Raw genomic sequence first — 14,588 nt, 5'->3', positions numbered from 1 at the left:
GCATCTACTCCATTGGTAAAACCGTCATGATCAAGGAAATCGCACAACTCACCATCAAGCCCGGCATGGACAAGCAACTGGAGCAGGGCGTGAGCCAGGCCACGCCGCTGTTCCTGCGCTCGCGCGGCTGCCACGGCGTGCAGCTGTTCCGCTCGATCGAGCAGCCGGAACAATACACGCTGGTGGTGGAATGGGAGTCGGTGGACGACCATATGGTCCATTTCCGCGAATCGCCCGAGTTCCAGCAATGGCGCGCGCTGGTCGGTGAAACCTTTGCCGCGCCGCCTAACGTGCACCATGTGGCCAAGGTCCTGTAAGCGCACGCCATGAGCACCCGGCCGGAACGTCCCCGCCATTTCTCGATGCTGCGCGAGCTGCAGCTGGCCGATGTCTTTACGCTGGGCAATGCGGCCTGCGGCATGGGGTCGGTGTTCTTCGCCATGTTCTACGTGGCCGACCAGCAGTTGTCGCATTTCTACACGGCGGCGGCATTGGCGCCGCTGGCCTTTATCTTCGACGTGCTGGACGGCCGCATCGCGCGCTGGCGTCATGCGCATTCGGCGCTGGGGCGCGAACTGGATTCGCTGGCCGACGTGATCTCGTTCGGCGTCGGGCCGGCCACGCTGGCCTTTGCCGCCGGCATGCGCGGCGGCTGGGACCTGGCCGTGCTGATCTACTTTGTCTGCTGCGGCGTCAGCCGGCTGGCGCGCTTCAACGTCACCGCTGAATCGCTGGCAGAGGGCAGCGACAGCGGCAAGGTCGCCTACTTCGAAGGCACGCCGATCCCGACCAGCGTGCTGCTGACCGCGGTGCTGGCATGGTGCGCCTGGCAAGGCCAGCTTGGCGGCGAACTGCCGGGCGGCGCGTGGGTGCTGGGCCCGGCGGTGCTGCATCCGCTGGTGCTGCTGTTCGCGCTGTCGGGCACGCTGATGGTCAGCAAGACGCTGCGCATTCCCAAGTTCTGAGCCGCCGGCGGCTTCGCTTCCGGCGGCCCCTTGCTGCGGGCCTCAGGCAGGCGCCGCATTTCCCGCCTCAGGGCCTGCTGGCCGCGTGATGACCTGCCCGTTGCGCGCCCCGCTGTGCGCGCCGTGCTGCCAGGTAATGGCGCCGTTGACGATCACGGTGTCGATGCCTTCGGCTGGCCGGGTGGGGGTTTCGTAACTGGCGGCATCGCGCACGTTGGCCGCATCGAAAACGACGATGTCGGCATGATTGCCCACGGCGAGCGTGCCGCGCCGGTGCAGGCCGAAGTTGCGCGCCGTCAGCCCGGTCATTTTCCAGACCGCCGTCTCCAGCGGGAACAGGCCGACCTCGCGGCAGTAGTGCCCCAGTACGCGCGGGAAGGTGCCCCACAGGCGCGGATGCGGACTGGCGCCGACGGGGATGCCGTCGGAGCCGATCATGGTTTCGTCGAAGGCAAGGATGCGCTGGACGTCGTCCTCGTCCATCTGGAAGTAGATCGCGGTGCCCGGCTGCAGGCGGCGCGCGGCTTCGTCCTTGGGCACGCCCCATTCCCTGGCGATGTCGTCGAGATCGCGGCCCGCGCATTCGGGGTATGGCTCGCTGGCGGCGATCAGCACCCGGCCGTCGAGCATGCCGCGGTCGGTCCGGATCATGGTGGAGCCGGCCGTGTATGGGTAGCAGTCGAGCGACACGCACTGGTGCTTCATGGCCTCGCGGATGAAGGGCAGGGTCACCTGGCTTTTGCCGAAGTTGGCCTGCCTCTGCACCTTGTGGTGCGACACCACCACCGGTACGTCGAGCTCGCGGCCGATGCGGAAGGTCTCGTCGAGCGAGGCCATGACGTGGTCGGACTCGTCGCGCATATGCGTGACATAGAGCGCCTTGCGGGCACTGAGCGGCCGGCAGACTTCGATGATCTCCACGGTCGTCGCCATGGCGGCGGGCGGGTAGAAGGTGCCGGTCGACACGCCGATCGCGCCGGCCTGCATGGCTTCTTCGACCAGCGCCTGCATGGCGGCGATCTCCTTGGCATCGGCTGGCCGGTCCAGCGCCGCCATGGTGACCGCGCGCAAGGTCGAATGCCCGACCATGGCGGCTACATTGACCGAGCTCGGCATGGTGCGCAGCGCGTCCAGGTAAGCGGCGAAGGTGGTGAAGCGGCCTTGCGCCGGTGTGTCGATCAGGCTCAGCGGCATCGGCAGATCCATATCGGCACGCAGCGGCGCGGCGCTGATGCCGCAGTTGCCGGCGATCACGGTGGTGACGCCCTGCGAAACCTTGAACGGCATGGTGGGTTGCGACAGCACCGCCTGGTCATCATGCGTGTGCGCGTCGATGAAGCCTGGGGCGACGATCAGGTCCGTTGCATCCAGCACGCGCTCGGCCGTGTGCCCGGCGAGGTCGCCGATCGCAGCGATGCAGCCGTCGCGCACGCCGATATCGGCGCTGAAGCGGGGTGCCTTGCTGCCATCGATCACCGTGCCGCCAGTGATCAGCAGGTCATAGTGCGGGGCGTGTGCAGAGGTGGGGTCGGACATGGGATTCCTTTCCTTGGCTGGAGCGTAGCGGTCAGCGGAAATGGCAGGCCACCTGGTGGATGCCGGTGGCGGAGGGACGTTCGGTCAGCAAGGGGGCCTGCTCCTTGCAGCGGGCTTGCGCATGCGGGCAACGCGTGTGGAAGCGGCAGCCCGCTGGCGGATTGGCCGGGCTGGGCGGATCGCCCTGCAGCAGCAGGCGCCGCGCGGGCCTGCGCGGGTCGGGCACCGGCACGGCGGACAGCAGGATCTCCGTATAGGGGTGGCGCGGCGCGGAGAACAAGGTGTCGCGGTCGGCCAGTTCGACGATCTGGCCAAGGTACATCACGGCGACCCGGTGGCTGATATGGCGCACCACGGCCAGGTCGTGCGCGACGAACAGGTAGGCGATGCCGAACTCGGCCTGGAGGTCCATCAGCAGGTTGACCACCTGCGCCTGGACGGAAACATCGAGCGCCGATACCGGCTCGTCGCAGACGATCAGCTTCGGGTTGAGTGCCAGCGCGCGCGCGATGCCCAGCCGCTGGCGCTGGCCGCCGGAGAACTCGTGCGGGAACTTGCGCACGGCTTCAGGCCGCAGGCCGACCTTGCTGAACAGCCATTGCACGCGCTCGTTGCGCTCGGCACGCGACTGCAGGCCGAAGTTGCGCAGCGGCTCGGCGACGATTTCGCCCGCCGTCAGCCGCGGGCTGAGCGAGGCATAGGGGTCCTGGAAGATGATCTGCAGGTCGCGCCGGCGCTGCCGCATGGCGCTTGCCGGCAGGCGCAGCAGTTCCACCCCGTCGAGCTGCACCGAGCCTGAAGTCGGCTCGATCAGGCGCAGCACCGACTTGGCGGTGGTGGTCTTGCCGCAGCCGGATTCGCCGACCAGCGAGAGCGTCTCGCCGCGCGCCACGGTGAAGGACACGCCGTCCACCGCCTGGATCGGCGGCCTGCCCGGTGCCAGCCAGCGCCGCGGTGCGAGGTAGTGTTTCCTCAGGCGGTCGACCTTGAGCAGAGGCGTTGGCGTGGCGGAGGTCGTGCTCATGCGATGGCTTCCTGGGCTTGTGGGTTGCATTCGATGCGGCCTTCCTCGACGGCGAAGCAGGCCACCGCATGGTCGCCGCGGTGGCGCGTGAGCTGCGGGAGCTCGCGCGCGCAGCGCGCGTTGGCATGCGCGCAGCGTGCCGCGAAGGCACAGCCGCGCCGCGCTTCCTGTGGCGATGGCACCAGGCCGGGGATTTCGGCCAGGCGCCGGCTGCTGGTGTTCATCGACGGCATCGATGCCATCAGTGCGCGGGTGTAGGGGTGCAGCGGGCGGTCAAACAGCTCGGTGACGCTGGCTTCCTCGACCTTGCGCCCGGCGTACATCACGATCACGCGGTCGCAGCATTCGGCCACCACGCCGAGGTCGTGCGTGATCATCACCACGCCCATGCCCAGTTCCTGCTGCAGGCGGCGCATCAGGTCCAGGATCTGCGCCTGGATGGTCACGTCGAGCGCCGTGGTGGGTTCGTCGGCGATCAGCACCTCGGGGTTGCAGGCCAGCGCCAGCGCGATCATCACGCGCTGGCGCATGCCGCCCGAAAGCTGGTGCGGGTACTCGTTGACGCGGCGCTCGGGCTCGGGGATCTGCACCAGCCGCAGCATCTCCACCGCGCGCCTGAGCGCCTCGGCGCGGCTCGCGCCCTGGTGCAGCTGCACGGTTTCGGCAATCTGGCGGCCAATCGTCAGCACCGGGTTCAGCGAGGTCATCGGCTCCTGGAAGATCATCGAGACGCGATTGCCGCGGATGCGGCGCATCTCGCGTTCGCTGAGCTGCAACAGGTCCGTGCCGCGCAGCCGCACCGCGCCGCGGATGCGTGCCGGCGGCGTGGGCAGCAGCCGCATGATGGACAGCGCCGTCACGCTCTTGCCGCAGCCTGACTCGCCCACCACGCCCAGGGTCTGGCCGGCGCGCACGGTGTACGAGACGCCGTTGACCGAGCGGGCCGGCCCGGTGAGCGTGTCGAAATGCGTGTGGAGGTCCTCCACTTCGAGCAGCGGCTCGCCCGTGGCCGGCCTGACATGGGACATCGCGCGCGACATCGTGATGGTCATGGTTGCGCTCCCGGATTCAGAGTTGCCGCGCCAGGCGCGGATCGAGCGCGTCGCGCAGGCCGTCGCCGAGCAGGTTGATGGCCAGCACCGTCGCGGCCAGCAGGATGCCCGGGTACAGGATGATGTGGAAGGCCACGGCCACGAAATTGCGCCCCTCGGCCATCATGTTGCCCCAGCTAGGCATCTGGGCGGGCACGCCGACGCCGAGGAAAGACAGCGCGGCTTCCGTGAGCACGGCGGTGGCGGCCACGAAAGTGGCCTGCACGATCAGCGGCGCCACCATATTGGGCACCACGTGGCGCACCAGGATCACCGGCAGGCGGGTGCCGACCGCATGCGCCGCCTCGACGTAGAGCTGCTCGCGCAGGGTCAGCGCCAGCGAGCGCACCAGCCGCACCACGCGCGGGACCTCGGGTATGGCGATGGCGATGATCACCGCGCCCAGGCTGGCCTGCGTAACGGCCATCAGCGCGATCGCCAGCAGGATCCCCGGGATCGCCATCAGGCCGTCCATCACGCGCATCACCAGGGAGTCCGCGCGGCGCACGAAGCCTGCGACCAGGCCCAGCAGCACCCCGGACACGGTTGCGAGCAGCCCGACCGACAGGCCCACGATCATGGAGACGCGGCCGCCCCAGACCGCGCGGCTGAATACGTCGCGGCCGAGCGCGTCGGTGCCGAACCAGTGCTCGGCCGAGGGCGGCTGCATGCGCGCCAGCGGGTCGATGTCCTGCGGGTCGACGGTGGCAATCCAGGGCGCGCCGAGGGAGAGCACGGCGATCACCGCCAGCAGCAGCGCACCCAGGATCAGCGTGGGGTGCTTGCGCGCCCAGTGCCAGCGCGGCAGCACGAAAGGCGCATGGTCGGGTGCCGGTACGGCAGGTTCGGTGGCGGGTCGGGAAGTGGTCATGTCAGCGGGTCTCGCGGCGAGCCATCAGTACTTGATGCGCGGATCGAACAGCCGGTAGCTGAGGTCGATCATCAGGTTGATCAGCACGTAGACCCCGGCGGAGACCAGCAGCACGCTCTGGATCACCGGGTAGTCGTGGCGCTGCACCGAGTCGACCACCAGGCGGCCGACCCCCGGGATCGCAAACACGGTCTCGGTCACGACCACGCCGCCGATCAGCAGCGCGATACCCATGCCGACGGTGGTGGCGATCGGGATCGCCGCGTTGCGCAGCGCGTGGCCGAGCACCGGCAGCACGCCCAGGCCCTTGGCGCGCGCAGTGCGGATGTAGTCTTCATGCAGGACTTCCAGCACGGTGGCGCGCGTCATGCGCGTCACCAGCGCGATATAGACCAACGCCAGGTTGACGCAGGGCAGCACCAGGCTGCGCAGCCATGCGCCAGCGCCGTCGGCGAAGCGCGCATAGCCCTGCACCGGGAACCACGGCAACTGGATGGCAAAGGCGTAGACCAGCAGGTAGCCCACCAGGAACACCGGCAGCGAGAATGCCAGCACCGCGAACAGCATCACCAGCCGGTCGACCCAGCTGCCCGCGCGGTACGCGGCCAGCGTTCCCAGCGGCACCGCGACCAGCAAGGTCAGCAGCATCGTCAGCGCGGCGACAGAGACGGTCGGCTCCAGCCGCTGCGCCAGCAACTGCGCCACCGGCACCTGGGTGAAGATGGAGGTGCCGAGGTCGCCGGTGGCGAGCCGGCCGAGCCACAGCAAGAACTGCCGCCACAGCGGCTGGTCCAGCCCCAGCACGCTGCGCAGCCTGGCGATGTCGTCAACGGTGGCGAGGTCGCCTGCGATCAGCGCCGCCGGATCGCCCGGCGACAAGTGGATCAGCAGGAAGACCACCACGGCCACCACTGCCATCACGGGCAGCGTCGCGGCCAGGCGTCTGAGCAGGTAGCCCATGGTCGTGTTTCCCCCGTGGTTAGCGCTTCGTGGTTATTTGTCGAGCATCCAGACCGTGGGCATGCCGGCCCACATTCTGTCGATGCCCTTGAGGCTGGCACGCGCCGCGAACGCCGCCGAGTACTGGCCGGCGTTCACATAGGGCACCGCCTCATAGGCGCGCTTCTGGAAGGCATCGAGCAGTTCCTTGCGCTTGGCGGGCACGGTCTCGCGGATCCAGGCCGTGCGCAGTGCGTCGAGCGGCTTGTCGCAGGGCCAGCCGGGCAGGCTGGTGCCGCAGGCGGCGCCGAGGTAGGCATTGGTGATCGGGGAATCGGCATCGAACTCGCCCGCGACGGTCACGTACATATTCCAGCCTCCGGCCTCGGGCGCATCCCGCTTGGCGCGGCGCGCGCCGATGGAGGCCCAGTCCATGTTCTGCATGTCGACGTTCATGCCCATGCTGCGCATGGTCTGTGCCGCCATCAGGGCTTCAGCGTTGAGCTGGGGAATGTCGGTGGGCACCAGCAGCACCACCTTTTCGCCCTTGTAGCCCGCCGCGCCCAGCAACTGCCTGGCACGGGCCGGATCGGCCTTGCGGTACGGTTCGGCGCCGGCAGCGGTATCGTTGGGGCCGCCGCAGATGAAGAAGGTGGCGCAGTAGTTGATACGCATGTCGAGCGGATAGCCCATGGCCGCGGTGAAGCGTTCCTGGCTGACCGCCTGCAGGAAGGCCTGGCGCACTTTCGGGTTGTTGAATGGCGGATGCAGCTGGTTCATCACCAGCACGCCCTGGTAGGCGCCGCCCGAGCCGATCTTGATGCCGGCGTCGCCGCGCAGCGGGGTGATGTAGTCCGGCGGTACCTGTTCGATCAGGTCGACCTCGCCGCGCTTGAGCGCCGCGATGGCGCTGTTGGCGTCCGGCAGGTAGAGCCATTCGACGCGATCCACGCGGGGCTGCTTGCTGCCGGCGAGACCGCTCGCGGGCTCGCTGCGTGCCACGTAGTGCGGGTTGCGCACGAACACCGCCTTGTTGCCCGGCACCCATTCGTCGCGCTTGAAGATGAAGGGGCCGGAGCCCAGCACCTCGGGCAGCGGCGCGGTTGCGGGCATCCTGGCCAGGCGCTCCGGCAGGATCACCGGGGGAAAGCCCGAGGGCTTGGCCAGCGCATCGAGCACCATGCCAAAGGGCTCCTTGAGCGTCAGCGTGAACGTGCGCGTGTCGACCGCCTTCCACTCGGCGCCGGCTTCGCCTATGGCACGGCCCAGGCTGTCGCGCGCGCCCCAGCGCTGCAGCGAGGCGATCGCGTCCGCCGAGGTAACCGCGCTGCCATCCGAGAACTTCAGGCCTGGACGCAGCGTGAAGCTCCACTGCCGGCCATCCTTCGAGCTGCTGTACTTCTCGACCATTTGCGGTTGCGCCTTGCCCTTGGCGTCCTGCGCGAACAGCGTGTCGTAGACCATGTAGCCGAAGTTGCGCGTGATGTAGGCCGTGGTGAAGGTCGGATCGAGGATCTTCAGGTCGGCATGCGCCACGACCTTGAGCGTCTTGGTCTGTGCCAGCACGGGAAGGCTGGCGCCTGCCAGGACCAGGGCGCCCGCCGCGAGCGCGGCGGACAGGGATCGGTTTGGTGTCATGTGCAGTCTCCGTTTTCTTCGTTGTCGTTGTTGTCGTGATCGCAGCAAGGCGGCCGGCGCTCAGGCCGCGGCGCTGTCCAGGGGCCACTTGGGCCGCTGGATTTTGCGATAGGGCAGGGTCGTGAGGTCAAGCGTGACGGCACCCGGGGCGCCTGCGTAGATCACGTGCCTTGCCACTTTCGAGAAGGACGCGTAGAAGTGCTGCGAGGACTTGACCACGATGATCTGCTTGCGCGCCAGGTCACAGCCCAGCTGGGTGAACATGTCCGTGCCCATGGCCTGGTTGCGCAGCGTGATCAGCACGATGTCGATGCCGTTAGCTTCCACCAGCGCGCAGTCGCCCATCGGCACCGGCGCGTCGGACAGCCCGGTCATCACCATGTCGGGCAGCAGGGTCTTGACCGTGCAGTCCAGGTCCAGCGGATCGCCGGAAAGCGGACTGATCTTGCCGCCGATGCGCATCGACAGGCGTGCGCCCACGCCGGCATCGAAGGCGATGCGCACCGCGATCGGGTCCCACATCGGGCCGACCGCCGCATTGCCGATGCCGCGCTCGATCATGCGGCGCAGGACAAAGGTGGAGTCGCTGGCTGCACCGCCGCCGGGATTGTCGGCGCCGTCGGCCAGCACCACCGGCCCGCCGTCGCAGGCCAGCGCCTCGTCGAGCGAGGTATCGATGTCCGGGTAGCGCACCGTGAGCCCGTCGCGCATGGCGACCAGTTCGTCGGCCAGTTGCCGCGCCAGCGCATCGGCCCTGGCCGGGTTGCCATCGGTGTAGACCAGCACCTTGGTGCCCATCCCCGGCACATCGCCCCATGAAAACCCATGCGCCACCGAGATCGACAGCACGCCGTCGCGCCCTTCCAGCGACTGGATGCGGTCGATGAAGCCGCGCGCCGGCTCGCGCGAGGTGTGGACCGTGACGATCATGCTGCAATCGACCACCGCCGCCACCGGGCGAACCTTGCCTTCCACCGTGGCCGCGCACAGGTCGACCAGTTCCAGCGCGCGTTCCAGCACGTCGGTATGCGGGTATTCCTTGAAGGCAACCATCACGTCGGCGTACGCCGTCATCTCGGGCGTCAGGTGGCAGTGCGGGTCCAGCTCCGCGCCGATCACCACGTCCGGGCCGACGATGGCGCGCACACGCTGCAGCAGGTCGCCCTCGCAGTCGTCATAGCCATCGGCCACCATCGCGCCGTGCAGACCGAGCAGCACCATGTCCACCGGCAACGCAGCGCGCAGGTCGGCCAACAGTTCCTCGCGCAGGGTTTCGTAGGCATGGCGGGTGGTGGTGCCGCTGGGCTGCGCGCCGGCCACCATGCCTTCGCACAGCTGCCAGCCGCGCTCCTTGCCGCGGATCCGCGCGGCCCACAGCGGGCCCGAAAAAAACGTCATCTGGTCAGGATGCTGGCCGGCCGGGAAGTAGCCGCGATCCCTGAACGACGACAGGCCGGTGGGCATCGGCGCGAAGGTGTTGGTTTCGGTAGCGAGGGAGGCACTGAAGACACGCACGATGGTTGGCTCCTGGTCAGTCGGGGATTGGCGGTTGGGGGAAGACGCGATTCAGGCGGGAGCGGCCAGGCGGCGCAGGCGCGCCGGCCCAAGCATCCCGGCGCTCAGGCCGAACGAAGCGGGATGCGCCGGCACCGGCAGGCCGCGCGCCAGCGCGGCACAGGTCTCGCCCATGGCCGCCGAGGTCTGGATGCCGTAGCCGCCCTGGCCCGCCACCCAGAAGAAGCCCGGCACGGCGTCGTCGAACCCGCCCACCAGGTCGCCGTCGGCGACGAAGGAGCGCAGCCCGGCCCAGGTGCGAGCGGGGCGGCGGATCTTGAGCGAGGTCGCGGTCTCGATGCGGTCGATAGCGAGCGCGATATCCATTTCCTCGGGCTGGACGTCCTGTGGCTCGACCGGGTCGGCATTGGCCGGGGAGCCCAGCAACATGCCGGCATCGGGCTTGATGTACCAGTCCTCGTCGGCGCCGAAGACCATGGGCCAGCCGCTGGTGTCCATATCCGGGGGCGGAGCAAAGACGAAGGCAGAGCGGCGGCGGGGTTCAATCCCCAGCGGCTGCACGCCGGCCAGCCGCGCGATGACGTCGGCCCAGGCGCCGGCGGCGTTGAGTACCACCGGTGCCGCATATACCGACCCGCCAGCCTCCACGCGCCAGTGGTCCCGCACACGTGCCATGGCTGTGACTTGGGCATCGCACACCAGCTTGCCGCCGGCCTGGCGCATGCCGCGCAGGTAGCCCTGGTGGATCGCGTCCACATCCATGTCTGCGGCGCCGGGCTCATAGACGCCCCCTACCAGTTGCTCCGCGCGCAGCGCCGGTACGCGCTCGCACGCTTGCGCGGCACTCAGCAGGCGGGCGTCGGGATCGACGGCGCGCACCACGTCCCAGTGCGCGTCAAGCAAATGCTGTTGCCCGGGGCCGGCGACCATCAGCGCGCCGCGCGGCGTGAGCAGCGGGTGCGAGGCAAATCCCGGCGGCGGATCCTGCAGGAAGGCGTGGCTTGCCATCGTCAGCGCGCGGACCTGGGTGGTGCCGTAGCTTTCCATGAACAACGCCGCCGAGCGGCCGGTCGAGTGGTAGCCAGGCTGGGCTTCGCGTTCGAGCAGGATGACGCGGCCATGGGGCGCGAGCCAGTACGCGACGGAAGCACCGGCAATGCCGCCTCCGATGATGAGATAGTCGGTTGGAATCGGTGAGGCAGCGTGAGTCGGGTGCATGGATCAGGTGGCAGGAGAGCGCCTGCGGGGCGCTCGTGCATTCGGAATGGGAGTGAGTGTAGGCAAGAATTTGCGTATATGCAAATTGCGGATACGCAAATCTTGCGCTAAGGTGGGCGGCAGGGGATGAGCCTTGGCACGGTCTGCTCTGTTAGCATTCCGTCCAAAGGAAAAAAGGACGCAGGCTTGAAACCACACACCGCCCAGAGGCGCGGCAGCGGCATCGGCATCGATGACGACGAGTCGCGCACGCTCGACCGCGAAGCCTTTGGCAAGCGCCTGCGCTCGGCGCGCAAGGCCTTCGGCTGGACGCTGGCGCACCTCGCCGAACTGTCGGGCGTCTCGATCACCACCATCTCGCGTGCGGAGCGCGGGCAACTGGCGCTGGGCTACGAGAATTTTGCTGCGCTGGGCCAGGCGCTGCAGATGGACATGGGCTCGATGTTCGCGGGTGCCGGCACGAAGACCTCACCGTTCCAGGGGCCGGTCGTGACCCGGGCCGGCGCGGGCGTGACCTACCGGGGATCGTCGCTGACCTATGAATTTCTTGGCGCGGAGGCCGTCGGCAAGCAGATGAGCCCGGTGGTCGGCACCGTGCATGCGCGCCGCATCGAGGGCCCCGGTGACTTCTCGCGCCATCCCGGCGAGGAGTTTGTCTATGTGCTCAGTGGCGAGATCGAAATCCATTTCGACAACGGCGAGAAGCTGCACCTGGCGCGGGGCGATGCGTTGTATTTCGATGCCCGCATGGGCCACGCCTACATCAGCGTAAGCCGGCAGCTCGCCCGGATCGTGGGTGTGACCACCAGCGAAAGCAACTTCATGAAGTCGGCCCAGGCGGCGAAGCCGGCGGCGGTGCCAGAACGGACCGTCGGGCGCACGCAGGGGAAAGCCGCAGCGACCAGGGGCAAGGGCAAAGGCTGAAGGGGGCGGAACCCACGCTTTCAGGATCCAGGGTGAAGCATTGCTTGCGGAGCCCCGTGTGGCCGTGGATGCGGCCTGCGGCATGGGGTTGGTGTTCTTCGCCATGTTCTTCGTGGCCGACCAGCAGCTGTCGCACTTCTTCACGGCGGTGGCGCGGCTTGCATGCCGTTGCGAGCAGGCTTTCCCCTGGTGAATTCAGTTTTTTTGAATTCTGGCTTTTCTCTTCTTGAAGCGCAAAATCAGAATCGCCTGATTTATTTTTCGACAGCACCATATTTACTATCCATCTTAAGTTGCAGCGCCGTCATTCCATGACCGCCGCAGCGATAGCGTGCCGCGAGACGCAGCGTATCCAGTCACTTTTTTTTCGGCACGAAAGCGTTCAACTCCACGGAGTGCTTCGCATGGGTAGCCGATTACCGATTTCCTCCCGTACCGTTACCGTATCCGGTGATGGGTTGCCGGAACTATTGGGACAGCCGCTGCTAGTATTTTCCAGACTGTCCGGCACCGAGGGTATCAATTCGCTGTTCGAGTATGAGCTGGAACTCAAGACGCCGGACGACCGCAATGTCCTGTACGGCCCGGCGGGCGATGTCGACCTGGAAGCCATGCAAGGCAAGGAGCTGACAGTCAGTATCGAACTGGACGGCTCCGGCAGCGGCTTGGACGGCGGCCTCGGCAGGGGCAAGCGCGAGATTACCGGGATCGTCACCGACGTGCGCGGCCCTTACCACGAAAACGAGCGCATTCGCTATCGCCTGACCTTGCGCCCCTGGTTTTGGCTCGGCACGCTCACCTCCACCTTCAAGCGGTTCCAGAACATGAGTGTCCTGGAAATCGTGGAAGCGGTGCTGAGCAGATATACCTTTCCGGTCGAGCGCCGGCTTTCACTCATCGAGTATCCCAAGCGCGAGTATCAATTGCAGGCCGGCGAGACCGACTACCAGTTCGTGCGCCGGCTGCTTGCAGAGTGGGGCCTGAATTTCCATTGGGAGCACACGAACGGCCATCACCGCATGGTGCTGACGGATGGCAATGGCGCCTTCCAGAACATCCCCAGCCCCGCGTATCACACCATCAACTGGCATCCATCCTCGGACCGGGTGGACGAAGAACACCTCCACCAATTCGAGGTACGCGATCGCCTGATTACTGGCTCGTGGGCGCACGGGGATTACGATTACAACCAGCCCCGCGCCGACCTGAACGTCTCCGTCGAAGACCCCCGCGAGACCAGCCATGCCACCTACGAACTGTACAGCTGGCCAGGCGATTACGTTCAGCCCAAGACCGGCAATGACGCCCGCAAGGAAGGCGACATGCTGGCGCGCATCAACATGGAACGCCTGCGGCAACACGGCGTGCGCGGGCGCGGCCAGGGCAACGTGCGCGCAATGGCGCCGGGCCACACCTTTACGCTGAAGCGCTTCCTGCGCGCAAAGGCCAACCGCGAGTACCTGATTTTCGCCACGCGCCTGCTAATCGAGGACGTGGGCGAGTTCGCGGGCAGCGACCAGCAATGGCGCTGCGAGGTGGAGTTCGAAGCCCAGCCCACCAGCGAAATCTTCCGGCCCGAGCCGGTCAAGAAGCCATACATCGGCGGGCATCACATCGCCAGGGTCGTCGGCCCGGCCAATCAGGAAATCTGGAGTGATGATCTGGGACGGGTGCGCTGCCAGTTTGTCTGGGACCGCTACGGTAGTTTTGACGAGAATAGCTCCTGCTGGATTCGCGTAACCGGCTTCTCATCGGGCGGTCGCTTCGGCAACACGCACCTGCCGCGCATCGGCCAGGAAGTCATTGTCATATACGAGGGCGGTGACCCGGATCGGCCAATCATCATCGGGCCTGTCAATAACCGGCTGAACCTGCCGCCGTGGCAGTTGCCCAGCCAGCATGCATTGTCCGGCTACCAGAGCAAGGAACTGTTCGGCGAAGGCCGCAACCAGACCCTCTACGACGACACGAAGGGCCAGCAGCAAGTGCAAGTCGGGTCGGACTACCAGAACAGCCTGCTGGCCCTGGGCCACAATGTCCGGGTGAAGGGTTGGGAGGGGCGCAAGGACAAGCGAGGAGAAGGGTTCGAACTGCGCACCGACGCGCATGGGACGCTGCGCGCCGCACTTGGCCTGCTCATCACCACCTTTTCGCGCCTGAATGCCGAAGGCAACGCGATGAATGTGCGGGATGTCGTCCAGTTGCTCGAACAGGCACAGGGCATTGCCGCCACCATGGGGGAGAAGGCGACTGAAGCCCAGGCCCAGGACGGCGAACAGACCGACGTTGCAAAACTGCTGGAGAAGCAGCTCGAGCAAATCCAGGGCGGAGGCGAACTGGAGGAGTTTACCGCCCCACATCTGGTATCGGCCAGCCCCGCCGGCATCGTCTCCACGGCAGCGGGTTCGACCCACATCGCCAGCGGCGGCGACACCGCACTGACCACGGGGGAACACCTGTCCGTCACCGCCGGTGGCGGCTTCTTTGCCAGCGTGCGCAAGGCGCTGCGCATGTTCGCCTATGAAGCTGGCATGAAGCTGGTTGCAAACATGGGCGATATCGACCTGCAGGCCCTGAAGAACAATATCAACCTGCTGGCGAAGCTCAAGATCACCCTGACCGCCGACGAGATCACCATCCAGGCCAGGCAGAAACTGTTGCTGGCAGGCGGCGGCAGCTACCTGCGACTGGACGGCAACATCGAGCATGGCACCAACGGCAGGTTCACCGTCCACGCCGCCAGCAAGCAGCTGACCGGGCCGAACAGCATCCCGACGGAACTGAGCACAAAGCAGGTCTGCCTGGAATGCCTGCTCAAGGCAGCCAGGCGCAACACGGGCCTGCTGCTGCGCTGACCCGAGGACGGC

Annotated in this window: 13 protein-coding genes; 5 read left to right on the top strand and 8 right to left on the bottom strand. The window is 67.1% G+C overall.

Features of this window, described 5'->3' with window-relative positions; all coding sequences use genetic code 11:
- Positions 1 to 26: 26 nt before the first annotated feature.
- Both AC3WLE_RS02360 and AC3WLE_RS02355 read left to right on the top strand, forming a co-directional pair.
- The gene (locus tag AC3WLE_RS02360) at positions 27 to 317 is read left to right on the top strand and encodes an antibiotic biosynthesis monooxygenase family protein (RefSeq protein WP_492356240.1); all 291 of its coding nucleotides are present in this window, start codon (positions 27 to 29) and stop codon (positions 315 to 317) included.
- A gap of 9 nt (positions 318 to 326) precedes the next feature.
- Positions 327 to 965 (top strand): CDP-alcohol phosphatidyltransferase family protein, encoded by a 639-nt coding sequence (locus AC3WLE_RS02355; RefSeq protein ID WP_011617023.1) that lies wholly within the window; start codon positions 327 to 329, stop codon positions 963 to 965.
- Between the two features lie 42 nt (positions 966 to 1,007).
- Here the strand turns inward: AC3WLE_RS02355 and AC3WLE_RS02350 are convergent, their stop codons facing one another.
- The 8 genes from AC3WLE_RS02350 to AC3WLE_RS02315 are packed head-to-tail and all read right to left on the bottom strand — an operon-like array spanning position 1,008 to position 10,797.
- Positions 1,008 to 2,501 carry an N-acyl-D-amino-acid deacylase family protein gene (locus AC3WLE_RS02350; protein WP_492356241.1) on the bottom strand — a complete coding sequence of 498 codons (1,494 nt, stop codon included), beginning with the start codon at positions 2,499 to 2,501 and terminating at the stop codon, positions 1,008 to 1,010.
- A gap of 31 nt (positions 2,502 to 2,532) precedes the next feature.
- Positions 2,533 to 3,525 (bottom strand): ABC transporter ATP-binding protein, encoded by a 993-nt coding sequence (locus AC3WLE_RS02345; RefSeq protein ID WP_492356242.1) that lies wholly within the window; start codon positions 3,523 to 3,525, stop codon positions 2,533 to 2,535.
- Entirely contained in the window at positions 3,522 to 4,577 is a 1,056-nt protein-coding gene (locus AC3WLE_RS02340) for an ABC transporter ATP-binding protein (protein ID WP_492356243.1), read from the bottom strand. The genes AC3WLE_RS02345 and AC3WLE_RS02340 overlap by 4 nt, the downstream gene beginning before the upstream one ends.
- 16 nt (positions 4,578 to 4,593) lie before the next feature.
- Complete coding sequence (locus AC3WLE_RS02335; RefSeq protein WP_492356244.1) at positions 4,594 to 5,487, bottom strand: ABC transporter permease; 894 nt, start codon at positions 5,485 to 5,487, stop codon at positions 4,594 to 4,596.
- 24 nt (positions 5,488 to 5,511) lie between these two features.
- On the bottom strand, positions 5,512 to 6,447 hold the full coding sequence (locus tag AC3WLE_RS02330; RefSeq protein ID WP_492356245.1) for an ABC transporter permease: 936 nt from the start codon (positions 6,445 to 6,447) through the stop codon (positions 5,512 to 5,514).
- A 33-nt stretch (positions 6,448 to 6,480) separates the two neighbouring features.
- Entirely contained in the window at positions 6,481 to 8,064 is a 1,584-nt protein-coding gene (locus AC3WLE_RS02325; protein ID WP_492356246.1) for an ABC transporter substrate-binding protein, read from the bottom strand.
- A 60-nt stretch (positions 8,065 to 8,124) separates the two neighbouring features.
- Positions 8,125 to 9,579, bottom strand: coding sequence for a M81 family metallopeptidase (locus AC3WLE_RS02320; RefSeq protein WP_492356247.1), 1,455 nt, complete (start codon positions 9,577 to 9,579; stop codon positions 8,125 to 8,127).
- Between the two features lie 51 nt (positions 9,580 to 9,630).
- On the bottom strand, positions 9,631 to 10,797 hold the full coding sequence (locus AC3WLE_RS02315) for an NAD(P)/FAD-dependent oxidoreductase (protein ID WP_492356248.1): 1,167 nt from the start codon (positions 10,795 to 10,797) through the stop codon (positions 9,631 to 9,633).
- 186 nt (positions 10,798 to 10,983) lie between these two features.
- Here AC3WLE_RS02315 and AC3WLE_RS02310 point away from each other — a divergent pair, with 186 nt between their 5' ends.
- The 3 genes from AC3WLE_RS02310 (at position 10,984) to AC3WLE_RS02300 (ending at position 14,576) form a co-directional block, all read left to right on the top strand.
- A complete protein-coding gene (locus tag AC3WLE_RS02310) occupies positions 10,984 to 11,721 on the top strand; it encodes a helix-turn-helix domain-containing protein (RefSeq protein WP_492356249.1) in 738 nt (245 codons plus the stop codon).
- Between the two features lie 58 nt (positions 11,722 to 11,779).
- Positions 11,780 to 11,914 carry a hypothetical protein gene (locus AC3WLE_RS02305; RefSeq protein WP_492318532.1) on the top strand — a complete coding sequence of 45 codons (135 nt, stop codon included), beginning with the start codon at positions 11,780 to 11,782 and terminating at the stop codon, positions 11,912 to 11,914.
- Positions 11,915 to 12,125: 211 nt separating this feature from the next.
- A complete protein-coding gene (locus AC3WLE_RS02300; RefSeq protein ID WP_492356250.1) occupies positions 12,126 to 14,576 on the top strand; it encodes a type VI secretion system Vgr family protein in 2,451 nt (816 codons plus the stop codon).
- Positions 14,577 to 14,588 lie beyond the last annotated feature (12 nt).

It is taken from the genome of Cupriavidus sp. FW306-1B-F12B (assembly GCF_058781795.1).
Note: the sequence above shows the minus strand (reverse complement) of the source record. Positions and strands in the feature narration are given on the sequence as shown.

Bases quoted from the DNA above. Each gene is read 5' to 3' on its own strand.
- AC3WLE_RS02300 (WP_492356250.1), top strand. From the start codon at position 12,126: ATGGGTAGCCGATTACCGATTTCCTCCCGTACCGTTACCGTATCCGGT.
- AC3WLE_RS02345 (WP_492356242.1), bottom strand. From the start codon at position 3,525: ATGAGCACGACCTCCGCCACGCCAACGCCTCTGCTCAAGGTCGACCGC.
- AC3WLE_RS02350 (WP_492356241.1), bottom strand. From the start codon at position 2,501: ATGTCCGACCCCACCTCTGCACACGCCCCGCACTATGACCTGCTGATC.
- AC3WLE_RS02355 (WP_011617023.1), top strand. From the start codon at position 327: ATGAGCACCCGGCCGGAACGTCCCCGCCATTTCTCGATGCTGCGCGAG.
- AC3WLE_RS02340 (WP_492356243.1), bottom strand. From the start codon at position 4,577: ATGACCATCACGATGTCGCGCGCGATGTCCCATGTCAGGCCGGCCACG.
- AC3WLE_RS02360 (WP_492356240.1), top strand. From the start codon at position 27: ATGATCAAGGAAATCGCACAACTCACCATCAAGCCCGGCATGGACAAG.
- AC3WLE_RS02335 (WP_492356244.1), bottom strand. From the start codon at position 5,487: ATGACCACTTCCCGACCCGCCACCGAACCTGCCGTACCGGCACCCGAC.
- AC3WLE_RS02315 (WP_492356248.1), bottom strand. From the start codon at position 10,797: ATGCACCCGACTCACGCTGCCTCACCGATTCCAACCGACTATCTCATC.
- AC3WLE_RS02325 (WP_492356246.1), bottom strand. From the start codon at position 8,064: ATGACACCAAACCGATCCCTGTCCGCCGCGCTCGCGGCGGGCGCCCTG.
- AC3WLE_RS02330 (WP_492356245.1), bottom strand. From the start codon at position 6,447: ATGGGCTACCTGCTCAGACGCCTGGCCGCGACGCTGCCCGTGATGGCA.